Raw genomic sequence first — 25,000 nt, 5'->3', positions numbered from 1 at the left:
AAAAAACTTATTATTGGTTTAATAAAGTCATTAACTATAACACGTCAAGACCCGGACAAGCTGGAACAGGACCATGACAGGCCCCATTACTGACGATCTTCCCTTCCCTACCCTGCGCATCGGGGATGAAGCTCCGGATTTCACTGCCCGTACGACACACGGTGAATTCGTTCTGAGCGCCCTGCGCGGACGCTGGGTTCTGCTGTTTGCCCACCCGGCAGACTTTACTCCCGTTTGCACAAGCGAATTCATCACCCTCTCCAGACAGGAACCCGCTTTCCGGGAACGGGGCTGTGTTCTGCTCGGATTGTCCGCAGACAGTCTGCCCTCACATCTGGCGTGGGTGTCCGCTATTGAAGAACAGTACAACGTGCGTGTTCCCTTCCCGATCGTGGAAGATCCTTCCATGGAAGTGGCCCGTGCTTACGGCATGATGGATCTACAGGCACAGAACAGTGCCACGGTCCGGTCGGTTTTCTTTATTGATCCGACAGGGATCATCCGCACGATCCTCACCTATCCCGCCAGCGTCGGACGTTCCGTTGCCGAACTACAGCGCGTCCTCTGCGCCCTGCAGGAAGTCGATCGGTCAAACATTCTGACCCCTGAAGGATGGCAACCGGGCGAACCGGCTATTGCGCCCCCGCTCCAGACACAGGAAGCCGTTCAGAAAGCTGGACCAAGCTGGTTCCTTCAACCGAAAAGGCCCCGCTCATGACCCTCCTTGCTCTCGAAGAAAGCCGTAATCTTGCAGAATGGTTGCGCGTCCTCGCGCAACCTCAACGCCTGACAATCCTCTCTGCTTTGCTGGATGGCCCGCATGCCGTCAGCGAAATCGAAAGCATGACGGGAATCGGACAGCCGACACTGAGCCAGCACCTGGGAACGCTACGGCGCAGCGGCCTGATTGAGTCTCAGCGTGAATCGCGTGCCATCAGTTACTGCATGGCCGATACACCCGATGCGGCCCGCGCCCGAATGCTCCTGATGACCCTTCGACCGGACGGCCAGGCCGTGGCACCGTCTGCAGCAGCCCCACTTCGCCAAGCGAGTATTCAGGCAGCATCCCAGGATGGGGCACGATTTGCCCGTATTATTCGCCCCCTGCCGCGGTCAGTGTAAAAAGGACTGTTTCCGGTCTATTTATGTATTTCTGTCATTTTCTTGACGGGCGTGTATTCAGACTGGAAACCGCTTCTCTTGCCGGACGCTTTTACATCAAAAAGGAGATGGCTCATGACCTGCTATCCAATCCGTTCCCTGATGACACTGACCTGCATGGTTGGACTGGTCCTTGGGTCCGCCCACGCTGCGACACGCGACGAGCAGAAACAGGCCTGTCAGGGAGATGCCATTCGGCTCTGCACCTTTGCCATCCCGAATGAAGCCAAGATCACGGCCTGCATGAAGAAAAAGCTGGATCAGCTTACCCCCAAATGCCGTGCCATGTTCGATCCCCCCGCCAAGAAGGCCAGCACCACCTCCAAACCCAAAGAATGATCTTTCCGGATTGTGCTGTCGTAATTGTGAAGACGGAATGGACCTCCGCAGGCTAATATTTGTTTTCAGGGTCTTAGCCCTGACGGATCAGCGCAATATCCCACAGGATTGCGTGAAAGATCCGTTTTCATTATTGGACAGCGTATGAAAACCACCCGTCAGCACGGCCGCCGCAAAGTTACCCTCAAGGATGTAGCAGCACAGGTCGGGGTGTCTCACACGACAGTCTCCAATGCCTATATTCGCCCCGGTCAGCTGTCTGCGGCGCTGCGTGAGAAGATTTTCGCAGCGGCACAGGAGATGGGTTACACAGGCCCCGATCCGGCAGCCAAGCAGCTTGCGACAGGACATTCAGGTGCGCTCGGATTTCTTTTCAGCGAAGACCTCCCCTACGCCTTCTCCGACCCGGCCGTCCTGACCGTTCTGAATGGCGTGGCCAAAAGCTGTAACGAGCTCGAAACCGATCTGGCGCTGATTTCCGCTGGCAGCAGCCTTCGTAACATGAATACGCCGGTTTCATTGGGCAACGCTGCTGTTGATGGATACATCCTGTACTCCGTCGCCCCAGACAGCCGCTGCGTCATGATGGCCCAGCAGCGCAATGTCCCGCTGGTTGTCGTCGATCAACCAAGGCTTGATGGCATTCCGTATGTTGGCATTGATGACCGGGATGCTGCCTACAAAGCCGCCAAAACACTTCTGGAGCTTGGCCATCGCAGCTTTGGCATCCTGTCTCTCAAGACGGCTCATGACGATTATTTTGGTATCTTGACAGCAAAACGCCGGGCCAACATCGCACACAGTACGATCGCCATGCGCCTGGAGGGATACCTGACTGCCCTTCAGGAAGCCGGGATTGCTCCCGAGACTGTTCCAGCCTGGGAAATTCCCATCAATTCCGAAGAGGCTGGTGCAGAAGGCGCCCGTTTTCTCATCAATCGGCCAGAACGCCCCACAGCGATCCTCGCGATGAGCGATCGTGTCGCTATCGGCGCCATGAAGACCATTCGCGCGGCAGGGCTGAGTATTCCGCAAAATGTGTCCATTTTTGGTTTTGACGATATTCCCGCCGCAGCGACCGCAGATCTCAGCACAATCCGCCAGCCCCATGAGCAAAAGGGCACGGAAGCCGTTCGCCTTCTAGTGCAGCAGGACGGCCGTCAAAATGTCATTCTCAAAACAGAACTCGTGAAACGCGGCAGTATTGGCCCAGCCCCCAAGGGCTGAGCCTTCCAGGGGCTGAGCCTCCCAGGGCTGAGCTTCCCCGTTACAGGCTGACGACGTTCAGAAGGTCGGAAACGCGATCAATCCGGTAATCCGGTCTGAGATCAATGCAGGGCTGCGCGGCACCATGACCATAACTCGCCCAGCAGGAGGCGATACCCGTATTGCGGGCAAAGGTCAGATCCGCCAGCGTATCCCCTACCATCAGGAATTCAGCAGAATCCGCTTCCGGGAACAGAGGCCGCACCCGATCCGTCATGACGCGGGGATCAGGTTTATGGGGATATTGCGGCTCTGAGCCTATAACGCCGCTGAACCAGCGCGACAGGCCAAAGCGCTCAATGCTTTTATGAACTGTCGGCGCATGCTTGTTACTCAGGACAACAAGCGTTGCGCCTTTGCCCTTCAGAGCTTCCAGAACCGGCTTCACCCCATCGAACAGAACTGTTTCTTCCTGATCGGCCCTTGGATAACTGGCACGGTAATGCCGGACAAATGCCCCGGCATCTTCGTCTTCACTGTCCGGAACGATAGCCTGAAAAAGCGTCTGAAGCGTCCCACCCTTCGACAGTTCCGCCTTGAGAGCATCAGGGGACGGACTGTCGTAACCACTGGCCTCGAAGGCTTCTTTCAGGCTGCGAAGAATGGCCGGCTGCGTTTCCGCCAGCGTACCATCGTAGTCGAGAAGAATGATCGGGAATCGTGTCATTCCCTTTTGTCACCCCGTTTGGGCTGGAAATCCAGCCCCCGCCTCTTCAAAGGGGACGACGCCCGAGCAGGCGGCAGAGAGCGGACGCTGTATCTGCATGATTCAATGTGTAGAAATGGAACTGCTCCACACCTTCGGCCCTCAAAGTCTGACACAAACGATCAGCAATGGTCGCAGCCACAAGCGTCCGCGTCTGTGGCGTCTCATCCAGCCCATCAAACAGATCGCGCATCCACCTCGGCACGTTTGCACCGCACATCTCGGCAAATTTCCAGGCCTGTGCAGCACTTCCAACAGGGAGAATACCCGGCACAATCGGCTGCTCGATTCCAACGGCAGCCGCCCGGTCCCGGAAGCGTAAGAATGTGTCCGCTTCAAAGAAAAACTGCGTTAGAGCCCGGTCCGCGCCAGCATCAATTTTCGCCCGCAGATGCTCCAAATCCGACTGCGGACTAAGTGCCGCAGGATGTGTTTCCGGGTATGCCGCCACGGAGATTTCGAACGGCGCAACTTCCTTCAGTCCGCGCACCAGATCCACAGCCCCCGCGTAACCTTCCGGATGAGGCTCATAGACGCCCCCGGCTGACGGCGGCGGGTCACCACGCAGGGCCACTATGTGCTTCACACCAGCATCCCAGTATGCCCGGGCCACGGCATCGACCTCTTCCTTGGAGGCCCCCACACAGGTCAGATGCCCAGCCATTGGCGCGCCAGTTTCCCGAACCATATCTTTCAGGGTGGCCAAGGTGCGGTCCCGTGTTGAACCGCCTGCCCCATACGTCACGGACATGAACTGCGGGCCAAAAGCAGAAAGCGTTTTTGCGTTCTCCAACAGCGTCGCGGCTGCCTTCTCCGACTTTGCAGGGAAAAACTCGAACGAAATTGCGGGCAGAGGCCCTGTCTGTGCGGCCATCACGCCAGCTCCTTAGTTCAATATTTGAGATCAGTTAGGACGTTGGCCAAGCCAGAGTTTGACCGTCAGTTCGCCTTCAAGAGCAACCGGCTCCGCAGGGACCAAACCAGCAGCACGAAACCAGGCTGCCATCTGGGCATCCGTGAAGCCGAGGCGGACATGCGCGTCCCGCGTGCGAAGTTCTTCACGGCTATGGGACGCAAAATCGACGATCAGCAATCGACCGTTTCCATCAAGAATACGGGCGGCTTCTGCAATGGCTGCCGCCGGATGCTGCGCGTAATGCAGAACCTGATGCATGATCGCGACATCCGCAGAGTGCTCTGGCAAGGGAAGAGCCTGAAAATCTCCCTGGCGCAGATCGACCTGCTCCAGACCCGCCGCCGCCAGTTTGGTTCGGGCCAGACGAAGCATGGCGGGACTGCGATCAAACCCAATGACCGTTTGGGCTCCCCCTCCCAGCAACTCCATCATGCGGCCGGTTCCGGTGCCTATATCCACGAGCCGCCCGATCGGAAACGCTGAAAGCGTCTTCACAATCGCAGTTTCGACTTCCCGTTCCGACACATGCAGAGAGCGCAATGCGTCCCACTCCGCGGCATGGGTTTCAAACCAGTCTTCCGCTGCAATAGCGCGGACATCCCGGATCGCCTGCAAGCGAATACGATCTGCCCGGATTTCCGCCGGCTCCCTCACAGTCCAACGATCCAACGCCATGAATACAGGTTCAAGAATTTCCGGCGTCCCTAGCGTCAGAAACACCCAGCTTCCTTCCCTACGACGCTCAATCAGCCCTGCGTCGGCAAGGATTTTAACATGCCGTGACACGCGGGGCTGACTTTGCCCGAGCACCTGCGCCACCTCGCCGATGGATAGTTCCATCTCGCGCAGAAGGGCCAGAATCCGCAGACGGGTCATGTCCGCCAAGGCCTGAAAAATAGTAAGTGCCTGCTCCATATGGATTTACATATAAGGAGTTCTTTATATGAGCAAGAGATATTGACTCTTTTTCAGAACATGCGGCAGTCATAAGGCTTGTCATGGTTCCATGTCGGATGTTCGCGCATCTGGTGTGGCTAAGAGGGAAGCCGGTGCAAAGCTGGCGCTGCCCCCGCAACTGTCAGCGGCGAGTGCCGATTCCACACAGGCCACTGGATGAAAGTCCGGGAAGGCGGAATCAGCGCGAAGACCCGTAAGCCAGGAGACCTGCCACGGCACATAACATCCTCCGGCGGGGCGTTCCGGAAGGGTCACGCATGTCTCCACGCCGCACATTTCCTGTTCGGGGCGTGAACGATCCTGCATGCCCTGCGAGCGCACTGCCACGAACCTGTCGAGGCTTTCATGACTGTCCGCGTCGCAACTCTGGGCTTTCCGCGTATCGGCACCCGCCGTGAACTGAAAACCGCTCTTGAACAGTACTGGCCGGGACATTCTTCCGCCGATGATCTGCTTTCCACTGCTGCGTCCCTTCGGGCGTCAGCCTGGCAGCGCCAGAAAGATCTCGGCGCAGAGATCATCCCCTCCAACGATTTTTCACTCTACGATCATGTGCTGGATACATCCGCAATGGTCGGCGCCGTTCCCCCCATTTATGGCAATGTGAGGGACAAGGTGGATCTGGGAACCTACTTCGCCATGGCGCGCGGCTCCCAGACGGCATCCGAGGAGTGTAGTTGCGGTCATGCTCATGGCGCACCTCAGGACGTTCCCGCCGCCGAAATGACCAAGTGGTTTGACACGAACTACCATTACCTTGTCCCGCAATTTACAGCAGACCAGACGTTCCGCCTCGCCTCCACAAAAGCGGTGGACGAATATCGGGAAGCCAAGGCGCTTGGGATTGAGACACGCCCTGTTCTGCTCGGTCCTGTCAGTTTCCTGCTTCTGGGAAAATGTGACGGCCCGGCGTTTGATCGTCTTGATCTGCTTCCTGTCCTGTTGCCCGTTTATGAACGGGTTCTGAAGGCCCTGCGAACAGAAGGGGTGGACTGGGTTCAGATTGACGAACCGTGCCTTGTTCTGGATCTGCCGGGACATGCTGCCGCAGCTTTCAAAACGACCTACAACACTTTGACAGCCGCTGTTCCAGACCTGAAACTGATGCTCGCGACGTATTTCGGTGCCCTCGGAGACAATCAGGACATCGCCCTAAGCCTGCCAGTTCACGGTCTACATGTGGATCTAGTCCGCGCTCCCGAACAACTTGCATCTATTCTTGAGAAAGCACGACCAGATCTGCTGCTGTCTCTCGGCGTGGTGGACGGACGGAATATCTGGAAGGCCGATCTGAACGTACTTCTGGACAATCTTGAACCGCTGGCCCGCCAGCGTGACCTCATCCTCGCGCCATCCTGCTCCCTTCTCCACACGCCAATTGATCTGGAACGGGAGACAGATCTGGACGTGGATGTGAAATCCTGGCTCGCATTCGCCGTTCAGAAAATCGAGGAGCTACACACACTGGCACGTGCCCTGAATGAAGGGCGAGACGTCGTGCAGGCCACTCTGGCCGAAAATGCTGCGGCTCTTCAGGCACGCCGATCTTCTGCAAAAATCAACGATCCTGCCGTTCAGGTACGCTCTGCGGATCGCAACCCAGCTCTCGCCCAGCGCCGTTCCCCCTTCCCCGCGCGCCGTCCGTTGCAACAGTCCAAACTCAGACTGCCGCTTTACCCGACGACGACCATCGGGTCCTTCCCCCAGACACCTGAAGTCCGCAAAGCCCGTGCCGATCATGCCCGGGGAGAGCTCTCTTCCGAGGCTTACGAAGTCTTCCTGCGGGAAGAAACCGCTCGGACCATCCGCTGGCAGGAAGATATTGATCTTGATGTGCTGGTGCATGGCGAGTTTGAGCGCAATGACATGGTGCAATATTTCGGGGAGCAGCTTTCCGGCTTTGCGTTCACGAAACATGCCTGGGTTCAGTCCTACGGGTCCCGCTATGTCCGGCCACCCATCATTTTCGGGGATGTGTCACGTCCAAAAGCCATGACGGTTGAATGGTGGGAATATGCCCAATCCCTCACCAACCGCCCCGTGAAAGGCATGCTGACAGGGCCTGTCACAATCCTGAACTGGTCTTTCGTACGAGACGATCAACCGCGTTCGGAAACCTGCCGACAGATCGCTTTCGCCATCAGGGATGAAGTGTGTGATCTGGAAAAAGCCCGGTGCGGCATTATCCAGATTGATGAAGCCGCCTTGCGTGAAGGCCTGCCGCTTCGTCGTGCAGACTGGCAATCCTATCTGGACTGGGCCGTGGAAAGTTTCCGCATTTCAGCCTCGGGGGTGCAGGATGCCACGCAGATCCACACCCATATGTGCTATTCGGAATTCAACGACATCATTGCTGCCATTGGCGCAATGGATGCGGATGTGATTTCGATTGAAACCGCCCGTTCCCGCATGGAACTGCTCGATGCGTTCGCAGCCTATCGCTATCCCGCAGAAATCGGGCCAGGCGTTTACGATATTCATTCGCCACGCGTGCCGTCTGTTGAGGAAATGGTGGACCTGCTTCGGGCTGCCAGCAAAGCCATCAGTCCGGATGCCCTCTGGGTCAATCCGGATTGCGGACTGAAAACCCGCAAATGGCCGGAGACGAAAGCTGCGCTCATCAACATGGTTGCGGCAGCCCGTTATATGCGTCCGTAAACCCGCGAGTAGATGGGGTGGCTCTCCACCCCATCATACGCCGTTACCAGATTTTGACGCGCTGATCGGGTGCCAGATACAACTTGTCGCCCGGCTGCACGTTCCAGGCCTTGTACCAAAGATCAACGTTGTGCATGGGAATGTTCACGCGGGCTTTCGGCGGGGAGTGCGGATCGATAACGACAAGCTGCTTCTCGGTATCCGAACGCAGCTTCTCACGCCAGACCTGTGCCCACCCCATGAACACACGCTGATCGCCCGTCAGGCCATCAATGACCGGAGCTGGTTTGCCGTTCAGGGACGCATGATAAGCATCCAGCGCCAATGTCAGGCCACCAAGATCGGCAATATTTTCGCCCATCGTGAGCTTGCCATTCACATGCACGCCGGGCTGCACTTCGAAGGCGTCGTACTGTGCACCAAAACGGTCCGCCAGCTTCTGGAAGCGCTCTTCATCCTCCTTTGTCCACCAGTTCCGCAAACGCCCCTTATCGTCGTATTTGCGGCCCTTGTCGTCAAAGGAATGGGTCATTTCATGCCCGATGACGCCACCGATCGCCCCGTAATTCACAGCCGGATCAGCTTTCGGGTTGAAGAATGGCGGCTGAAGGATTGCAGCCGGGAACACAACCTCCACAAAACGCGGGTTGTTATAGGCATTCACCGTTGCGGGGGACATCAACCACTCGTTGCGGTCAACAACCTTGTCGAGATGACTGAGCTGATAGTGCCACTCGAAAGCGAAAGCGCGCTCGGCATTGCCGTACACATCACCCTTCTTCACAACCAGATCGGAATAATCCCGCCATTCGTTCGGGTAACCCACCTGGATTTCAAAACTGGCCAGCTTCTTCAACGCGGCTTCACGCGTCTGCGCGCTCATCCATGTGTTGTGTTCGAGACGATTGTGGAACGCTGCCTTCAGGTTGCCCGTCAGAATCTGCATGGCAGCGCGATCCGAAGCCGGGAAATACCGATCCACATAGATCTTGCCGAGCGCCATCTCCATGGCACCACTCGTGAAGTCCACACCCCGCTTCCAGCGCGCCGCCAGAGCAGGCTGGCCAGACATGGCTTTTGCATAGGCAAAGCGCGCCTGCACGAACGGATCGGACAGGAAGGACGCAGCATTGCTAGCCGTGTGAAAAGCCTGCCAGGCCCGCAGCGTGCTCAGATCAGTCTTTGCGATCAGATCCGCTTCAGCCTTGATCGCGGACGGTTCCCCTACAATGACGGTCCGCTGTTCCAGGCCCGCCTCAGGCACACCGGCTGCAAGCAGCCATGTCATCCAGTCAAAAGACGGCGTGCTCTTGACCAGTGCGGCCACGGTCATCGGGTTGTAAGTCTTGTCCGGGTCACGCAGTTCTGTCCGCGCCCAGTGAACCTTGGCGATTTCCGTCTCGAACGCCACGATATCCGCAGCAGACTTCGCAGGGTCAGCCCAGTGAACAAGTGTCAGAAGCTTCGTGACGTATGCCTGATAAGCCGCTTTCTTGGAGGCGAATTCCGGCTTCAGGTAGTTGTCCCGATCCGGCATGCCCAGACCAGCCTGATCAATGCTGAGCGCATATTTCGTTGGATCTTTCGCATCAACCTCTACATCCACTGAGAACGGGGATGAACCAAATGTCGTCGCCGATGCACCGCTGAACTGTGCAAACGTCTTCAGATCCTTGATCTGGTGAATGGTGGCAATTTCAGCATCAAGAGGCTTAGCCCCTACAGCCTCAACGGCCTTCTCATCCATGAAGGATGCATAATATGTGCCGAGCTTCTCGTTGATTGTCTGCGGCTGATCGACCGGATGTGCGGACAGATCCTTGAGAATGGACTGGATGCGCTGACGGGAGGTTTCGGCCAGAGCGTTGAACGGGCCATAGCTGCTCATATCCGATGGGATTTCGAGCGTCTTCAGGAAGTTGCCGTTTGCATAATCGAAGAAACTGTCCCCCGGCTTTACGCTCGTATTCCGCCCAGCGAGATCAAGTCCATACTGATCGTATGTGATCAGCGGTACAGTCGGCTTTGCGGAAACAACGGAAGGCGCTGCTGCCAATCCGAGACTAGCGGACAGCAGCAGAACTGCTTTACGGGAAAATATCTTCTGAGTCATACAACAGGCCCGATCATGAAAATCTGGCAGGCCATGTTGGTCTGCCCTCGGGCCTGCATTGTAAGTTTACGGTCGAAACGAATAAGACGCAAAAATTATGCCCCGCTTTGAAAAGCGGGGCATGACCAACACTGTTAGTTCTTGCTTTCGACGAGCGCTTTGATGCCCGGCAGAATGGCAATCAACAGACCACCCGGTGGCTGCTCACGCTTCAAGGACAGGATATGATTCGACGAATTGTGGAAGAACTCATCCTGCGCCGCGATCAGATGCTGCGCATCCAGACGCCAGGCTGTTCCTGAAGCGCCGTTCAGAACATTCAGTCCCGCATTGGAAAGCGCTGCAACCGTATGAGACACAGGCGTCACTTCCTCAAGGACGGGCACATCCTTGGCGATGGCGGAAAAAGCTTCGTCATTAGAGGACCATGCCGTCAGCATCGCCTTCAAGGGGGCTTTCAGGCTTTTCTCACCGGCCAGATACCGCTTGACCATGTTGTTGAAACGCGTGGCTTCAAACGCATCCGGATCGGCAATCGCCACCGGAGCCGACAGCATGGCATCCCCACTTTTGGAGGCCAGACGGTTCAGAGCATAGTTCCGCACCGGAACAACTGTTTCCAGAAAAGTGGAAAGCGGACCAGTATGCCCTGGAGCCAGCGCTTCTTTCAGACCATTCTCATGCTGCGTGGCTTGTAGACCGGTTGCCTGAAGCTCCCCCATGATGACAGGCAGACGACGCTCCAGATCATCCACATCCCGCACGCTCTCAGGAGACCAGAACCGCTCCGCCAGAGCAGCAGTCCGAGGCCACAGACGGGCGTCCAGCATGTTTTCGGAAACAATTTCCGTCCACAAGGCGCCTTCTGCACCGAGAACCAGCTTCTTCTGCTCATCGGTCAGCGGAGCTGCGTTCGGGTCCTGGAGGAAAGCGTCCATCAGCGGAGTGATGTGAGGATGCGTCTCCTCCACCTCTGCTGGCGTAATACCATTCGCCTTCGTATCATAGGGATCGACAGCATAATGCGTGCGCGATGGCGTCAGCAGATCCAGGTAATAGCCTGAAGACACCACAACTGGATGACCAGCCTGCGTGGCAGACCCCGTCCATTTGGAGCCGCGCCAACCCTCAACAACAACATTCTTTGGGATCGGCGCTTCGCTGACCTCATCCCAGCCCATCATGACACGCCCCTGGCTGGACAGGATCTTCTCAACCTGCGCCGTGAACGCGGCCTGAAGAGCCGGCGCATCCGCATAGCCGTGCGCCTTCATGTAGGCCGCGATCTTCGGATTATTCGTCCATTGCGTGCCGAGCACTTCGTCGCCGCCCGAATGGAAATAATGATCCGGGAAAAGCGTCTCCATTTCCGCATAGAGCGCGCGGATGAATTTCAGCGTCTTGGGATTGGTCGGGTCCATTGCCGGATTGTTCAGGTTCTCACCCACAGCGTTGACGTCCGGCAGCGGCTGAGCCGCCAGTTCCGGGTAGGCTTGCAGAACAGCCAGCGCGTGACCGGGAACATCAAACTCAGGAACAATGCGGATCCCGCGATCCGCAGCATATGCCACGACGTCCCGGATCTGAGCTTGCGTATAATACTGCCCGTGAGACCCAACACTGGTCAGCTTCGGGAAAACATGGCTCTCCACGCGGAAGCCGGTACCGTCATTCAGATGCCAGTGCAGAACATTGAGCTTCAGAAGCTCCATGGCATCAAGCTGGCGCTTGACGGCTTCGACCGACGCAAAATGACGGGACACATCCAGAAGCAAACCACGCCATGCAAAACGGGGAGCATCATCAATATGCAACCGCTCTACGACCGCGCCATCAGCCGTCTTGTGAACAAGCTGAAGGAATGTCGCCAGTCCATAAACGACACCCGCCGGGCCATCGGCCTCAAGATGCGCTCCATCCGCGGACGTGATCAGAGCATAATGCTCTTTGGTCGACGTGGTGAGATAGGCGGGATCATGCCCTGCGCTGATATGCAGCACATAAGGCTTCCCCTGCCCCGCAGGCCCGGCGAGAGCCTCAAGACGCGTCGTGAAGCGGGCTGCCGCGCGTTGCAGAAGCGGAGAAGCCTGCGTATCCCAGACGATCCGAACGCCTCCCGAAAGAGCGCTGACGCCATTGGACGCTGAAACGGTCTGAGGGACCGGCATCAGCACGGGTGCCGCCTGCGCCATTCCGCCAAAGGCTGTACCAGCCAGGAGAACAGCACCCAGACATGCTTTTTTCCAAAAAGAGCTGTTAGGGAAAGAGGAGGTCCGGGTCATCCGAGAGTTTCCTTGCAGTTTCGAATCAATATCTGAAACGATTCTGATCGAATCAGCAATCTTTTTGAGTGTTTTTTACCGTTTTCATTCCGGCGGCAGGGCTGCAAGCATCCGTTTTGCATCTTCAGCACGAAGCGTGATGCCATAGAACTGACGGTAAAAGTCCTGCATTTTCGCAATCATGCCGACCTCGTCTACATGGCCGGTCTGAACAATCTGCCGCGCCCAATCGACCTGCAGAAGCAGTTCAGGGCTATACCGGTCCCACGGAAAAATTCCGGCCGGATTGCGATAGACACGCCCCGCCTTCACGGCTGCAAGCTGGGACCACACGCCATCACTAGCAAGCTGCGCCGGATCACCCGCATTGGCACCAACTATAATAATGTCCGGATTCCAGGACAGGATCTGCTCCACAGAGACCGGCTGCTTGTTTCCATGAACGCCCATAGCGGCATTCCGGCCTCCCGCAGACCGGATCCACTGGTCGATAATGCTCTGATCGCCATCCACACGCAGCGGTTTGAGCGATTCAATATGGAGAACGCGTGGGCCTTGCGGATTGGTGGCAGCCTGCGAGACTGCTTTCAGAAATGCAACGCGATAAGCCTGCGCCCGCTTGGTGGCCAGAGGCGTCTGAAGCAGGGTCGCCGTTCCGTCCACACATTCCAGAAGACCGACGAAACGATCAAACCCTTCAGACACGACATGCAGCCCCACCTTTGCAAGCGCATCAGCCGAATGCCCGGATGCCGTCACGAACACCAGATCTGGATCAAGACGCAGCAGCTCTTCACCGTTCAGATTGCCGGGCTCCAGGGGTTGGGCCTTTGAGAGGGACGGCACCAGTTTAAACATCCAGGGCATGATCGAGGGCTTGGCCACGGTTGCCACGATATGATCCTGCGCCCCCAGCATGATGAGCGTCGCATTATGCGCGTACCATCCTTCCACAATCCGTGTCGGGGGGGCCGCGTAAGCGGTTGTCGCCATGAGGGAGAGGCTCAGAAGCCCCCCGAACAGTCGAGACAGTGTCATCATGTATTCTCCTCATGGTGGAAAAACCGTTTCCCGGCATGATCGATCTGCGCCAGCGGCACACCGTAAAGGCGGGACATCCGTTCTGCCGTCACAATCTGCTCTGGTGGACCATCCGCAACGATATGGCCCTGATCCAGAACAAGCGCCCGACTTCCGGACGAAAAAAACTCTTCCGGCCGATGCGATGTCAGAAAAACGAGATGTCCCTCTGACGCCAACTCTGCCAGCAATCCCATCAACCTGACCTGATGACCATAATCCAGACCTGTCATCGGCTCATCAAGCAGCAGCCCGACGGCTTCCTGCGCCAAAGCCCGCGCCAGAACAACGCGCTGCCGTTCTCCGCCAGACAGCTCCGTCACCGGTCGATCCGCCAAGGCACATAGGCCCAGCCGCTCCAGCGCAGCATCGACTTTCCGCTGATCGTCTGGCCCCAACCGTCCGGCAATGCCGTGATGCGGAACACGTCCAAGCTCAACCATCCGCCGCACCGTGTAGGGAAAAACCACCGCATGGCCCTGCGGCACATACGCCAGTCGCCGCGCCACATCCGTTGAACGAAAAGACGATAGCAGCTCCCCCTCCAGATGAACCGTACCGGATGTCGGCTTCAGTAATCCCATCAGAATACGCAGAAGCGTACTTTTCCCCGCGCCATTCAGGCCCAGCAGTCCAACCAGTTCTCCACGACGAAACGTCAGCGTAATTCCGTCAAGCACAGCCGGGCGTCCGAGACGTTTCAGCGTAATCGCTTTGCAGGACAAAAACGCGCCCGTCATACACCCTCTCCCCGCAGGCGCCGCAGCACCAGAACAAAGGCCAGAGCACCGAAAAGCTCAGTCATGATCCCGAGCGGCACTTCTCCGGATGTTAGGGAACGGGCGACAGTATCCGCCAGAATGACTCCCGTTGCGCCAAGCAAAGCACAGACCGGCATCATGTTCCGATGCTCCGCGCCTGCAAGCATGCGCGCCACATGCGGCACCAGAAGTCCAACCCAGCCGATAATCCCCGCCATGGAAATCGTCATGGCACAGACAAGCGTTGCCAGCAGGATGATCATTGGGCGCATGACCTGAACGGACACACCCAGACTTCGAGCCTCGTCATCCCCCAGAGACAGAACATCCAGCAACGGAGACAAAAGAATCAGGACCGTGACCAGAGCAAGAACCGGGACTGTCAGCCAGGAGAGTTCCCTCCAGCCCGTCTGGGACAACGTGCCCAGAAGCCAGTTCACAACAGCAGGCAACTGGTCCATCGGATCAGCCGTATATTTCACAAGTGACAGCAGAGCGGTGAAGACTGCATTGGCGATCAAGCCACCCATTAACAGAGTCAGCAGCCCCCCTTGCGGCAACAAGCGGGAAATGGAGAGACCGGCACTCACCGCTGCCAGGCCACCACAGAATGCCCCAAGCTGAATCAGAACAGGAGAACCGCCCATTACGATCACCAGAGCAGCCCCAAACGCCGATCCACTCAAAACACCAAGAATATCCGGCGAGACGAGCGGATTTCGTAAAACGGCCTGGAACGTCGCCCCACCGCAGGACAAAGCACTCCCAACCAGAAGTCCGGCCAGAACACGCGGAAGGCGTACCTGCCAGATGACAGCATCTGCAATCGGGTCAGACCCGCCACACACATGCAGCAGTCTGCCGAGAACAACCGCCACCCGCGTGGGAGACAGGGGATACCGTCCCCAGCACAAGCCCAACAGGACTGCCAGAACAAGCACTGCGATCGAAAGACTGCGAATAAAGGCCGGACGAATGGAAATGAGGCGCCCTTTCACGCGAGATATCTCCCCATCCTACCCCTTGTCAGGGGGGATCGGAAACTGGGCCGGCCTCTTCTCCCTGCGACAGGACTCTAAACCAAAATTGAAACATATCTTCTTTTTGGCACTCGGTGACAGAATATTCATCCAGAACGAATCGTTTTTTCAGAGTGCCAGAACAGTGATGGAACCATATAGGACCAATAAAATACCTATTTATAAATCTGAATATTGACGCATCCCTGCATGGATTTGACTGAAAGATTTTTGAATATGTGTGACATTGAAGCCCCTCCTCCATGAAAACTGCATGACAACATCAATCCAGATGAATTTTGAGTTATCTCAATCTTCCATTTCTGTGACGCGTGCCATATTGAGGGGCAATCATCCGTCACAACGTGGACGGCAGTTCTGAAAACAGTGCCGGGACAGTACAAGAATGCTCAAACGGATAGCCGCCAGTATTGTGGGCCTCGGTGCGGTGGGCGGTCTCGGGTTCCTCGCTTATGCGTGGTATCCGGCAATTTCCCCCATCTCGCCCCCTTCCGCATCGTCCTTTTCCGCAGACGCCATCAAGCGTGGCGAAATCGTCGCGGCTGGCGGATACTGCGCGGAGTGTCACACCCGCGTGGATGGCAAGCCCGGCCCCGAACTGGCTGGTGATTTCAAGATGGCCACCCCGTTCGGTGACATCTTCTCCTCCAACATCACGCCTGACCCGGAATGGGGCATTGGTAACTGGTCCCTGGAAGCGTTCAAGCGCGCCATGAACAAGGGCATTGCCCGCGATGGCTCGCAGCTTTATCCGGCCTTCCCGTTCGACCACTTCACAAAGGTCAACGATCAGGACGTCTCGGACCTGTATGCGTATCTGATGACCCGTCCGGCCGTGCATCTGAAACCGCGTGACAACACGGTCCCCTTCCCGATCAACATCCGTCTGATCGGTCAGGGTTTCTGGAAGCTCCTGTTCTTCACGCCGGGTCGCTACCAGAACGACCCGAAGCATGATGCACAGTGGAACCGCGGCGCCTATCTGGCTGAAGGCAATGCCCATTGCGGCGCCTGCCATACGCCACGTAACCTTCTCGGTGCGGAAAAGACGAGCCATGCCTATGACGGTGCCGTCATTGATGGCTGGATTGCGCCGCCGCTGAACGACCACAACCCAACGCCGGTCGTTTGGACGGAAGATGAATTCTTCCAGTATCTGCGCTTTGGTGTGGCCCCGCTGCATGGCTCTGCTGCTGGCCCGATGTCTCCCGTGCCGCATCGCTTCCTGTCCAAAATTCCGGAAGAAGATGTGCACGCCATCGCTCATTATTATGCTGACATCGCCAAAGCTGATCAGCGCGCTCACGGTGATGAAGCTGCGATTGCCCGTGCCATGCAGATGTCTGGCAAGGATCTGGTCGGTCCGCAGACGCTCGATGCGGATGCCCGCCTCTATCAGGGTGCCTGTGGCGCCTGCCATTACAATTCCGGCCCGAAGCCTGTTTCCGGTCGCCCGGAACTGGCTCTGAACAATGCGCTGTGGCTGGATGAGCCAAACAATCTCTTCCAGGTGATGTTGCATGGCATCGGTGCTGCCGAAGGCCAGGACAACATCGCCATGCCAAGCTTCTACACGGCCCTTTCGGACCATGACATGGCCCGCATTGCCGCGTATCTGCGCCGCACCCGCACCACCCTCCCCCCCTGGACGGATCTGGAAAAGAAGGCCGCGGAAGCCCGCGCCACACTGTCCGCACCGCCCGTTAACGCCTCGCACTGATCCGGGCAGGACAGGGAAACACGAAGATGACGACGAAATTTGAACTCAACGGACAACCCGTTTCGGTCGATGCACCGGATGACACCCCCCTGCTGTGGGTCCTGCGTGACGAACTGAACCTGACCGGCACCAAGTTCGGTTGCGGTATCGGTGAATGCGGTGCCTGCACCGTGCATGTGGGTGGGCGTGCCACGCGCTCCTGCATCACGGCCCTGTCTTCCATCGAAGGCGCTTCGATCACAACGATTGAAGGCCTCGACCCGGAAGGTAATCACGTCGTGCAGGTCGCCTGGCGTGACCAGCAGGTGCCGCAATGCGGCTACTGCCAGTCCGGCCAGATCATGCAGGCTGCGAGCCTTCTGAAAGACTACCCCAACCCAACGGATGCCGAGATTGACGGTGTCATGGGGGGCAGCCTTTGCCGCTGCATGACCTATATCCGCATTCGCAAGGCCATTAAGGAAGCGGCTGCCGCACAGCAGGGAGGCGCCAACAATGGCTAAAATCGAGCAGATTGCCCGCAAGTCGGACAAAGCCCGTCTTTCACGCCGCAGCTTCCTAATGACGGCCGCCGGGGCCGGTCTGATGTTCGGCTTCGCCCGCCAGGCCGAAGCGTCCCAGACCTATCCGTCTGCCATGCCGCCAGAAGCCGCATTTGAGCCCAACATGTGGTGCGCCATCGCGCCGGACGGCTCCATCAACGTCAATGTCGTCCGTGCCGAGATGGGTCAGCACGTCGGAACCGCCCTCGCCCGCATCATTGCGGACGAAATGGAAGCCGACTGGGATCACATCAAGATCACGGAAGTGGACACCGCTCCGAAATGGGCTGGCAAGTTCGTGACCGGCGGCTCCTGGTCTGTCTGGGATACGTGGGACACGTTCCGTCAGGCCGGCGCCGCTGCCCGCACGATCATGCTGGAAGAAGGCGCAAAGCTGCTCGGCACCACGCCAGACAAATGCGTTGCCCGCAACAGCACTGTCACGGCTGGCGGCAAGAGCGTTTCCTACGGCGAGATCGTCTCGAAAGCCAAGCCGACGAGGAGCTTCACGGCGGATGAGATGGCCAAGCTGCCACTCAAGCCTGCCAGCGAGCGCCGCCTGATCAGCAAGCCGGTTCCCGCTCTGGATATTCCAGACAAGACGACGGGCAAGGCCATCTACGGCATCGACGTGAAGCTCGAAGGGATGGTCTATGGCCGTCCCAAGATGCCGCCAACGCGTTATGCCGCTAAGGTGCAGTCAGTCGATGACAGCGAAGCCAAGAAAATCCCCGGCTTCCTTCGCTATGTTGTTCTGGATGATCCGTCCGGTATCGTGCCGGGCTGGGTTGTGGCTCTGGCCAAGACCTATCCGGCCGCCATCAAGGCTGCGGACGTTCTGAAGGTTCAGTGGAATCCCGGCCCGACGATCAATGTCTCGGAAGCAGACATTATCGAACACGGCCGCAAGCTGATTGCAGACCCGAACACAGGGGCGCGCGTCTTCAACGACAAGGGCGTGGATGAAGCTCTGGCCCATCCGGCACACAGCTTCGAACGCAGCTATACCTGTGCCTCCGTTGCGCATTACCAGCTTGAGCCGGTCAATGCCGTGGCCCGTCATGTTGACGGCATGTGGGAAATCCATACCGGCAACCAGTGGCAGTCCCTTGTTCTGCCGCAGCTTTCCAAGGCGCTTCAGGTGCCGGAAGAGCAGATCGTCATGCGGACCTATCTGCTCGGTGGCGGATTTGGTCGTCGTCTGAATGGCGACTACTCGATCCCGGCGGCGCTGGCGTCCAAAGAGATTGGTGGCGCCCCCGTCAAGCTGATCCTGACGCGCTCTGACGATATGGCGTTTGACTCCATCCGCTCCCCGTCCCTTCAGACGATCCGCGTCGCCCTCGACGCAGACCAGAAGAAGATCACGGCGATGGACTATGCCGCGACCGCAGGCTGGCCGACGCTCATCATGGCCCCTGCTTTCATGGCAAAGGGCGAAGACGGTAAGTCTTACGATCAGTTCGCCATTGCTGGCGCGGACCACTGGTATGAAACCGGCCCGACCCGAGTTCGCGCCATCACGAACGACCTGGCCAACAAGACCTTCCGTCCCGGTTGGCTCCGTTCCGTATCTGCGGGCTGGACGCCATGGGCGCTTGAGTCCTTCCTTGATGAAGTTGCTCATCAGACCAAGCAGGACCCGCTGGAGTTCCGCCTGTCCATGTTCACGGGCACAGGCCGTAACGCGGGCGATGCGCCAAATGCCGTCGGCGGGGCCAAGCGTCAGGCTGCTGCTCTTCAGCGCCTCGCCGAGAAGATCAACTACGGCAAGACGCAGCTTCCGGCAGACACGGCCATCGGCATCGCGACCAGCTTTGGTCAGGAACGCGGTATGCCGACCTGGACGGCTGGTGCGGCTCAGGTTCACGTTGATCGCAAGACCGGCGTGATTACCTGCCAGAAGCTCTGGCTGGTGCTGGATGCGGGCACGATCGTTGATCCGGGCGGCGCACTGGCACAGACCGAGGGTGCGGCTCTGTGGGGTCTGAGCATGGCTCTGTTTGAAGGCACCGAAATCGTCAATGGCACGATCAAGGACAGCAACCTCAACACCTACACGCCGGTCCGTCTTCCAGACGTGCCGGAGATGGACATCGAGTTCGTTCAGAACACCGAGAAACCTACGGGTCTTGGTGAACCGGGTGTGACGGTTGTTGCCCCTGCCATCGGCAATGCCGTGTTCAATGCCGTCGGTGTGCGCCTGCGTCACCTTCCGATGCGTCCGGCGGACGTGCTGCGTGAACTGAACGGTCACAACAGCTAAAGCCCGGCCCTATCGTCGGAAAACAGAAACGCCGCGCCCACTCAGGACGCGGCGTTTTTTATGGCTGCCTCAGCCGTTCCGGTAATAATAGCTGTAACCGTTCAGGGCCGGTGCGCCGCCCAGATGAACGTACAGAACCTTTGACCCATCTGGAAAATACCCCTTCTTGGTCAGATCAATCAGGCCCTGCATGGATTTCCCTTCATAAACAGGGTCGGTCATCATGGCTTCTGTGCGAGCAGCCAGCCTGATGGCTTCGTTCGTCTCTTCGGAGGGGACGCCATAGGCGGGATAGGCGTAGTCTTCGAGGATCACGATCTCCTCGTCCCGCACTGTCCGACCCAGTTCCACCAGATCCGCCGTACGATCCACAATCTCCCGCACCTGCTCGCGCGTCTGCTCGGGCGTTCCGGAAGCATCAATACCAATGACCCGATCTGCACGGTCCTGCGCCGCAAACCCCACGATCATTCCCGCCTGCGTCGACCCCGTCACGACACAGACGATAATGTAATCGAACGTAAAACCGAGTTCCTTTTCCTGTTCCGCGACTTCTTCCGCAAAAGCAGCGTAACCGACGCCGCCATATTGATGAACCGACGCACCGGCTGGAATGGCATAGGGCTTTCCGCCAGAATCCTTCACGGACTGAATGGCATCTTCCCAGCTCTGGCGGATACCGATGTCAAAACCATCTTCAACAATGCGGGACTCAGCCCCCATGAGGCGCGTCATGAGGATATTGCCGACACGGTCATAAACGGCGTCGTAATGCGGTACCCATTTCTCCTGCACGACGACGCATTTCATGCCCAGCTTGGCGGCTGTCGCTGCGACCATGCGGGTATGGTTGGACTGCACACCGCCGATGGAGACTAGCGTATCAGCGCCAGAGGCTAGAATGTCCGGCACGATATATTCCAGCTTGCGGAGTTTGTTCCCGCCCAGCGCCATGCCGGAATTACAGTCTTCACGCTTGGCGTAGATCTGTACCTTGCCACCCAGCGCTTCACTTAGCCGAGGCAGATGCTCAATGGCGGTCTTGCCGAATGTCAGGGGATAACGCTCGAATTTTTCCAGCTTCATGGTCTGTGCCCTTGGAAGAATGACAGGCCATGAGGCGTAATGAATTTTATCCCGAAGGTGCTTTCTAATTTGATCTATATTTTCTTCTGAAAACTCATCAATCTCGATTTTTATCGAAGATATTATTAATTTTCAGGATCTTTATGAAAGAGTCTTCCGCCTCTGATCTCGATGCCATTGACCGCAGGATTCTTCAGCTTCTGCAGGGAAACGGTCGCATGTCCAATGCCGAACTCGCAGAGCGTGTGAATGTCAGTGCCGCGACCTGTCATCGCAGAACGCAGCGACTGTTTCAGGAAGGTTATATCCGTGGCGTTCGGGCGGACATTGATCCGGTGAAGGTCGGGCTTGGCACCATTGCGCTCGTCGGCGTTGTGCTGGACCGCTCCACGCCAGAGAGTTTTGCAGAGCTGGAAGCCGCCGTGAAAAACATGCCCATGGTGCTGGACTGTCATCTGGTAGCGGGCGATTTTGATTATCTTCTCAAAATCCGCGTGGATGACATGGCGGATTTCAACCGCCTTCATGCCGAAAAGCTGATCGCTTTCCCCGGTGTTCGTCAGGCCAGGACGTTTTTCGTTATCAAGGAAGTGAAAGACAACGCACCGCTGGCTTTCTAAAGCTCAAAACATTCCAACGTCTGGAACAGATCCGGAAAGGCTTCTATTGTTCGCGATACAGTAAAATCAAAGGTCCTGACGTCATGAGATTTTCCGATCTGTCCCAAGGAACGAAAACTGCCGATTGCGGGATTTCAGACTTTCAGGAATGCAGACCAGCCGAAAAATCCGTTGGACCTTTCAAAATCTGGGAACTGACGGATCATCGGGGGTGGGTTCACGAGTACCATTGGAAAAGACCGACCAAAGATCTTAACCCCGTTGGTTTTTATACCGTCAAAGACCTTATTGTGACGCGCCCGGGCAGTACAATTATCAACACGCATCTGGTCTATGACTGTGCCACAGGGCAGGACAATCAACGCACAATTCCGCCTGAAGAAGACTATTTTTTACAGTCTTCCAAAAATAAGATCGTTATCGAAGAGCCAGTCATTGTCGCCGATGGGATTTCTTTTGAGATCTGGGGGCACTGGCTGATTGATTATCTACCCCGGTTCGGCGTCGTAAAAGCCGTGAAGGGAGAGCATTTTGCGGACCTGAAAATCCTTCTTCCGCATTCATCACCCGAATGGATTTACCGCTTTCTGGCTCTGGCGTGCGGTGTCAACAGAGACACTATCATCGGATATAATCCCGGCTCCGATATCGTTCTGTGCAGAGAGGCCATTCTTCCATCATATTGCTACACGGGAGAATTTTCCTTCCACAGTTTCGTCAGGGATTTTTACAATTCCCTGAAACCGAACATCGGTACTGAAAAGAAATCCCGAAAGATTTTGGTGTCCCGGTCAGACTTCTCACATGGCAATCGGCCATTCCCCAACCGTGCAGCTTTTGAATCCATGGCGGCAGAACGCGGCTATGAAATTATCCACCCCGAAAAGCTCTCCCTTGAAGAGCAGATCGAAATTTTTTCCGACGCAGCAGCGGTTATCGGGGAACATGGGTCAGGCATGCACAGCACGCTGTTTTCCGGTCCTGGCACTGTCGTCGGATGTCTTGGCTTCTGGAACGCCGTTCAGTTGAACATCGGGTATCTGATGGGCCATCAGAATGTCTATGTGACCAAAGGCTGCGCGTGGCCCACCCCTGAAAAAAACGAGTTCCTGATTGGATGTTCTGAAGAAGATCTTCAGGCTTTCCTCCAGAAAATTGACGCTCTCATTCCGTAAGCATTCGCAAAACGCGTATCCGCCGTCCTGAAATATAATTATTCCAAAGAGCTGCGAACGGCTGCTTCGCGATGTGCAAACCCTTTCATTGAGGTATGGTCTCGCGGTTCTCTGCCAACAGCCATGGACACAGTCTCCCATGCCTCTCCTTTCAATCGTCCGCAAAGCGGAACGTTTCACAAAGATACGCAAACAGTTTTGCAAAACCCTGGCTCTCAGCCTGACCGTTGGCACTTTTCTCGCCGGAGCAACGCAGGCCAAGGCTGATCCGCGTCTCGTCATTTTTGATGATGACGGTTTTAGTATTGCCCAGTGGATGATCATCAAGGCGCCCAACGTGCGCGTGCTTGGCATCACGACCGTCACGGGAGACGTCTGGCAGAAAGAAGCGACGAATGATGCGCTTCGTGGTGTGGAAGTGGCAGGCAGGGCAGACATCCCTGTCGTTCCCGGCGCGACATACCCGTTCCTGAACTCCGAAAAGCTCACAGATCGCTGGGAAGCCCTTTATGGCAAGCTGATCTGGAAGGGCGTCTGGATGAAGAAATGGGTCGAGAAGACCGAGCAACCCCTGCCCTATTATCATGGCCCCGACGTTGTGCCGGATCTGCCCTATGGCAACCCGGTCAAGAAGCCGGAAAACGAGCGTGCGGCTGATTTCCTGATCCGTATGGTTCATCAGTATCCAGGGCAGGTCAGCATCATCGCAACGGGGCCAATGACCAATATTGCATTGGCGCAGACGCTCGATCCGGAATTCGCCGGGCTCGCGAAAGAACTCGTCTACATGGGCGGTGGTCTGAACCCGCGCCAGACACGGCCCGGTGTTGTGGCGCATCAGTTCGCGCGTGAATTCCTGAACAGTCCCCGCCGTGAGTTCAACTTCCGTCTGGATCCGGAAAGCGCAAGCGCTGCTCTTCGCGCACCGTGGAAGCACATCGTGATGGTTCCGGCCGACCCTTCAACGGATACGGAACTGACGCCAGAATTTCTGAAGAAGCTGGAAGCAACCGGAACGCCCATCGGACATGTCATGAAGTGGCATCTGAGCGGCTTCCCGCTCTGGGATGAGATCGCAGCTTCCGTCTGGCTGGACCCGAGCATCATTACGGAGAAACAGGAACTGTTCGTCGATGTGAACAGCCAGTTCGGTCCGGGCTATGGAGACGTTGTCTCCTGGACGCCGGGTTATGAACCAGGTCTGGGTGAACGCAAGAACGAAGTTGTTTTACGCGTCAATGTCCCGAAACTTGAGAAGCAGATCCTTGATCTGATCGGCAGCCCGCAGGCCCCGGTCAGCGGTCGCCCTCTGCCCTGAGCGACGAAGCCCCGCTGCACAACATAGCGGGGCTTTTTTCATACGGCCGGAAGAGCTACCGGCTCCTTCGGCCACCGCCGATGCAGCCAGAGCCATGCTCCGGGTCGTTCCCGGACCCAACGCTCAAGCGTCTCGTTCATGGCAACACAAATAGACCGGATATCCGCATGACGATCACCCGTGCGCACAGCCTGTAACGGTGCTTCACACACCATGCGGAACCGCCCTTCTCCCAGACGGACAATGTACACGGGAATGATTGGAAGGTTAAAACGCAGAGCCAGTTGCGCCACAGCCGGAGCCGTCATCGCGTCACGCCCCAAAAACGGGATGGCGAGCCCATCATTCATCTTCTGGTCCACCAGGAAACCCAGTGATCCGCCATTCTGTAAATGGGTCAGAGCCTGCCGGGCACCCTTAGGGCCTTTGGGAAACATCGTACCAGTCGAACCAAGGGCCTTCTGGCGCATTTTTTGCGTCGCGCTTTCAACAGCCAGATTGGACGAAGCCCGATAAAAACCAGCAACCGGCATACCCAGGCTGGTCGCGATCGGCAGGATCAGTTCCCAGTTTCCCAGATGGCCGGAAAAGAAAAGAGCCTGTGCTCCTTGAGCCTGAAGAGCAACAATATGCTCTTCGCCCTCGATTTCCCAACCCGGTCCAACCTCACTGCGCGCAAACGACGCCAGATGAGGCAGTTCCGTGACGTTTCTCCCCAGATTGGTCCAGACATCCCGAATGATCTGCTGTCGTGCATCCGCGGCGAGACCAGGAAGAGCCTGTTGCAGGTTCTGATCGGCGATACGGGTAGCGGAGAGTTTCATTCCCACCCTGCGCATTAGCCAGCCGCCGGCGTCAGACGCACGCTTTGGACCGACACCACGCAGGATGCCGATCACACTCCCCAGCGCGGCGGATTGAAGGTGATAGGAAAGGCGATGCAGAGCCGAGACGATAAAGGCCATAGGCAGATCATCGTCACAGAAAAAGAGAT

General features: G+C 57.1%; 21 protein-coding genes and 1 riboswitch. Of the genes, 11 read left to right on the top strand and 10 right to left on the bottom strand.

Annotated elements, in window-relative coordinates:
- Positions 1–73 precede the first annotated feature (73 nt).
- The 4 genes from HKD32_RS00750 to HKD32_RS00735 all read left to right on the top strand — a co-directional run bounded on the left by HKD32_RS00750 (position 74) and on the right by HKD32_RS00735 (position 2,727).
- Positions 74–718 (top strand): peroxiredoxin, encoded by a 645-nt coding sequence (locus HKD32_RS00750; RefSeq protein WP_061932829.1) that lies wholly within the window; start codon positions 74–76, stop codon positions 716–718.
- On the top strand, positions 715–1,122 hold the full coding sequence (locus HKD32_RS00745) for an ArsR/SmtB family transcription factor (RefSeq protein ID WP_061932831.1): 408 nt from the start codon (positions 715–717) through the stop codon (positions 1,120–1,122). The genes HKD32_RS00750 and HKD32_RS00745 overlap by 4 nt, the downstream gene beginning before the upstream one ends.
- Positions 1,123–1,236: 114 nt before the next feature.
- Positions 1,237–1,500 (top strand): hypothetical protein, encoded by a 264-nt coding sequence (locus tag HKD32_RS00740; protein WP_061932834.1) that lies wholly within the window; start codon positions 1,237–1,239, stop codon positions 1,498–1,500.
- A 144-nt stretch (positions 1,501–1,644) separates the two neighbouring features.
- Entirely contained in the window at positions 1,645–2,727 is a 1,083-nt protein-coding gene (locus HKD32_RS00735) for a LacI family DNA-binding transcriptional regulator (RefSeq protein ID WP_061932930.1), read from the top strand.
- A 40-nt stretch (positions 2,728–2,767) separates the two neighbouring features.
- Here HKD32_RS00735 and HKD32_RS00730 read toward each other — a convergent pair whose 3' ends face one another.
- From HKD32_RS00730 to HKD32_RS00720, 3 genes are read right to left on the bottom strand one after another with little or no spacing between them, the layout of a single operon-like run.
- Entirely contained in the window at positions 2,768–3,433 is a 666-nt protein-coding gene (locus HKD32_RS00730) for an HAD family hydrolase (RefSeq protein ID WP_061932836.1), read from the bottom strand.
- A 46-nt stretch (positions 3,434–3,479) separates the two neighbouring features.
- On the bottom strand, positions 3,480–4,346 hold the full coding sequence (gene metF, locus HKD32_RS00725; protein WP_061932838.1) for a methylenetetrahydrofolate reductase [NAD(P)H]: 867 nt from the start codon (positions 4,344–4,346) through the stop codon (positions 3,480–3,482).
- Positions 4,347–4,376: 30 nt separating this feature from the next.
- Entirely contained in the window at positions 4,377–5,303 is a 927-nt protein-coding gene (locus tag HKD32_RS00720) for an ArsR/SmtB family transcription factor (RefSeq protein WP_061932839.1), read from the bottom strand.
- 67 nt (positions 5,304–5,370) lie between these two features.
- Positions 5,371–5,574, top strand: a riboswitch (cobalamin riboswitch).
- Between the two features lie 116 nt (positions 5,575–5,690).
- Here HKD32_RS00720 and metE point away from each other — a divergent pair.
- Positions 5,691–8,003, top strand: coding sequence for a 5-methyltetrahydropteroyltriglutamate--homocysteine S-methyltransferase (metE, locus tag HKD32_RS00715; protein WP_194257342.1), 2,313 nt, complete (start codon positions 5,691–5,693; stop codon positions 8,001–8,003).
- 43 nt (positions 8,004–8,046) lie between these two features.
- Here the strand turns inward: metE and HKD32_RS00710 are convergent, their stop codons facing one another.
- The 5 genes from HKD32_RS00710 to HKD32_RS00690 all read right to left on the bottom strand — a co-directional run bounded on the left by HKD32_RS00710 (position 8,047) and on the right by HKD32_RS00690 (position 15,237).
- Entirely contained in the window at positions 8,047–10,116 is a 2,070-nt protein-coding gene (locus HKD32_RS00710) for a M13 family metallopeptidase (RefSeq protein ID WP_194257341.1), read from the bottom strand.
- 134 nt (positions 10,117–10,250) lie between these two features.
- Positions 10,251–12,398 (bottom strand): beta-N-acetylhexosaminidase, encoded by a 2,148-nt coding sequence (locus tag HKD32_RS00705; protein ID WP_194257340.1) that lies wholly within the window; start codon positions 12,396–12,398, stop codon positions 10,251–10,253.
- A gap of 84 nt (positions 12,399–12,482) precedes the next feature.
- A complete protein-coding gene (locus HKD32_RS00700) occupies positions 12,483–13,439 on the bottom strand; it encodes an ABC transporter substrate-binding protein (protein WP_194257339.1) in 957 nt (318 codons plus the stop codon).
- Entirely contained in the window at positions 13,436–14,218 is a 783-nt protein-coding gene (locus HKD32_RS00695) for an ABC transporter ATP-binding protein (protein ID WP_061932849.1), read from the bottom strand. Before HKD32_RS00695 ends, HKD32_RS00700 begins: the two co-directional genes overlap by 4 nt.
- Positions 14,215–15,237, bottom strand: a complete 1,023-nt coding sequence (locus HKD32_RS00690) for a FecCD family ABC transporter permease (RefSeq protein WP_061932851.1) — start codon at positions 15,235–15,237, stop codon at positions 14,215–14,217. Before HKD32_RS00690 ends, HKD32_RS00695 begins: the two co-directional genes overlap by 4 nt.
- A 427-nt stretch (positions 15,238–15,664) precedes the next feature.
- On the opposite strand from HKD32_RS00690, the gene HKD32_RS00685 reads away from it, so the two are divergent.
- Genes HKD32_RS00685 through HKD32_RS00675 form a run of 3 tightly spaced genes read left to right on the top strand, consistent with a single transcriptional unit; the run spans position 15,665 to position 19,807 of the window.
- Positions 15,665–16,999, top strand: a complete 1,335-nt coding sequence (locus HKD32_RS00685; RefSeq protein ID WP_061932853.1) for a c-type cytochrome — start codon at positions 15,665–15,667, stop codon at positions 16,997–16,999.
- Positions 17,000–17,025: 26 nt separating this feature from the next.
- Positions 17,026–17,502: a (2Fe-2S)-binding protein gene (locus tag HKD32_RS00680; RefSeq protein WP_061932855.1), complete on the top strand. Its 477-nt coding sequence runs from the start codon at positions 17,026–17,028 to the stop codon at positions 17,500–17,502.
- Complete coding sequence (locus tag HKD32_RS00675; protein ID WP_194257338.1) at positions 17,495–19,807, top strand: xanthine dehydrogenase family protein molybdopterin-binding subunit; 2,313 nt, start codon at positions 17,495–17,497, stop codon at positions 19,805–19,807. Before HKD32_RS00680 ends, HKD32_RS00675 begins: the two co-directional genes overlap by 8 nt.
- A gap of 69 nt (positions 19,808–19,876) precedes the next feature.
- On the opposite strand, the gene HKD32_RS00670 is transcribed toward HKD32_RS00675, so the two are convergent.
- The gene (locus HKD32_RS00670) at positions 19,877–20,893 is read right to left on the bottom strand and encodes a 1-aminocyclopropane-1-carboxylate deaminase (protein WP_061932859.1); all 1,017 of its coding nucleotides are present in this window, start codon (positions 20,891–20,893) and stop codon (positions 19,877–19,879) included.
- 143 nt (positions 20,894–21,036) lie between these two features.
- On the opposite strand from HKD32_RS00670, the gene HKD32_RS00665 reads away from it, so the two are divergent.
- From HKD32_RS00665 to HKD32_RS00655, 3 genes are all read left to right on the top strand, one after another.
- Complete coding sequence (locus tag HKD32_RS00665; RefSeq protein ID WP_061932861.1) at positions 21,037–21,513, top strand: Lrp/AsnC family transcriptional regulator; 477 nt, start codon at positions 21,037–21,039, stop codon at positions 21,511–21,513.
- An 83-nt stretch (positions 21,514–21,596) separates the two neighbouring features.
- Positions 21,597–22,688, top strand: a complete 1,092-nt coding sequence (locus HKD32_RS00660; RefSeq protein ID WP_061932863.1) for a glycosyltransferase family 61 protein — start codon at positions 21,597–21,599, stop codon at positions 22,686–22,688.
- Between the two features lie 139 nt (positions 22,689–22,827).
- Positions 22,828–24,006 carry a nucleoside hydrolase gene (locus HKD32_RS00655; protein ID WP_061932865.1) on the top strand — a complete coding sequence of 393 codons (1,179 nt, stop codon included), beginning with the start codon at positions 22,828–22,830 and terminating at the stop codon, positions 24,004–24,006.
- Between the two features lie 38 nt (positions 24,007–24,044).
- On the opposite strand, the gene HKD32_RS00650 is transcribed toward HKD32_RS00655, so the two are convergent.
- Positions 24,045–24,971, bottom strand: a complete 927-nt coding sequence (locus tag HKD32_RS00650; protein WP_061932868.1) for a lysophospholipid acyltransferase family protein — start codon at positions 24,969–24,971, stop codon at positions 24,045–24,047.
- Positions 24,972–25,000 lie beyond the last annotated feature (29 nt).

The organism is Gluconobacter japonicus, assembly GCF_015244665.1.
Lineage (GTDB): Bacteria > Pseudomonadota > Alphaproteobacteria > Acetobacterales > Acetobacteraceae > Gluconobacter > Gluconobacter japonicus.
Note: the sequence above shows the minus strand (reverse complement) of the source record. Positions and strands in the feature narration are given on the sequence as shown.

Coding starts and splice junctions, on each gene's coding strand:
- HKD32_RS00740 (WP_061932834.1), top strand. CDS start 1,237: ATGACCTGCTATCCAATCCGTTCCCTGATGACACTGACCTGCATGGTT.
- HKD32_RS00730 (WP_061932836.1), bottom strand. CDS start 3,433: ATGACACGATTCCCGATCATTCTTCTCGACTACGATGGTACGCTGGCG.
- HKD32_RS00680 (WP_061932855.1), top strand. CDS start 17,026: ATGACGACGAAATTTGAACTCAACGGACAACCCGTTTCGGTCGATGCA.
- HKD32_RS00750 (WP_061932829.1), top strand. CDS start 74: ATGACAGGCCCCATTACTGACGATCTTCCCTTCCCTACCCTGCGCATC.
- HKD32_RS00670 (WP_061932859.1), bottom strand. CDS start 20,893: ATGAAGCTGGAAAAATTCGAGCGTTATCCCCTGACATTCGGCAAGACC.
- HKD32_RS00685 (WP_061932853.1), top strand. CDS start 15,665: ATGCTCAAACGGATAGCCGCCAGTATTGTGGGCCTCGGTGCGGTGGGC.
- HKD32_RS00665 (WP_061932861.1), top strand. CDS start 21,037: ATGAAAGAGTCTTCCGCCTCTGATCTCGATGCCATTGACCGCAGGATT.
- HKD32_RS00735 (WP_061932930.1), top strand. CDS start 1,645: ATGAAAACCACCCGTCAGCACGGCCGCCGCAAAGTTACCCTCAAGGAT.
- metE (WP_194257342.1), top strand. CDS start 5,691: ATGACTGTCCGCGTCGCAACTCTGGGCTTTCCGCGTATCGGCACCCGC.
- HKD32_RS00705 (WP_194257340.1), bottom strand. CDS start 12,398: ATGACCCGGACCTCCTCTTTCCCTAACAGCTCTTTTTGGAAAAAAGCA.
- HKD32_RS00745 (WP_061932831.1), top strand. CDS start 715: ATGACCCTCCTTGCTCTCGAAGAAAGCCGTAATCTTGCAGAATGGTTG.
- HKD32_RS00650 (WP_061932868.1), bottom strand. CDS start 24,971: ATGGCCTTTATCGTCTCGGCTCTGCATCGCCTTTCCTATCACCTTCAA.
- HKD32_RS00720 (WP_061932839.1), bottom strand. CDS start 5,303: ATGGAGCAGGCACTTACTATTTTTCAGGCCTTGGCGGACATGACCCGT.
- HKD32_RS00675 (WP_194257338.1), top strand. CDS start 17,495: ATGGCTAAAATCGAGCAGATTGCCCGCAAGTCGGACAAAGCCCGTCTT.
- HKD32_RS00695 (WP_061932849.1), bottom strand. CDS start 14,218: ATGACGGGCGCGTTTTTGTCCTGCAAAGCGATTACGCTGAAACGTCTC.
- metF (WP_061932838.1), bottom strand. CDS start 4,346: ATGGCCGCACAGACAGGGCCTCTGCCCGCAATTTCGTTCGAGTTTTTC.
- HKD32_RS00700 (WP_194257339.1), bottom strand. CDS start 13,439: ATGATGACACTGTCTCGACTGTTCGGGGGGCTTCTGAGCCTCTCCCTC.
- HKD32_RS00660 (WP_061932863.1), top strand. CDS start 21,597: ATGAGATTTTCCGATCTGTCCCAAGGAACGAAAACTGCCGATTGCGGG.
- HKD32_RS00655 (WP_061932865.1), top strand. CDS start 22,828: ATGCCTCTCCTTTCAATCGTCCGCAAAGCGGAACGTTTCACAAAGATA.
- HKD32_RS00710 (WP_194257341.1), bottom strand. CDS start 10,116: ATGACTCAGAAGATATTTTCCCGTAAAGCAGTTCTGCTGCTGTCCGCT.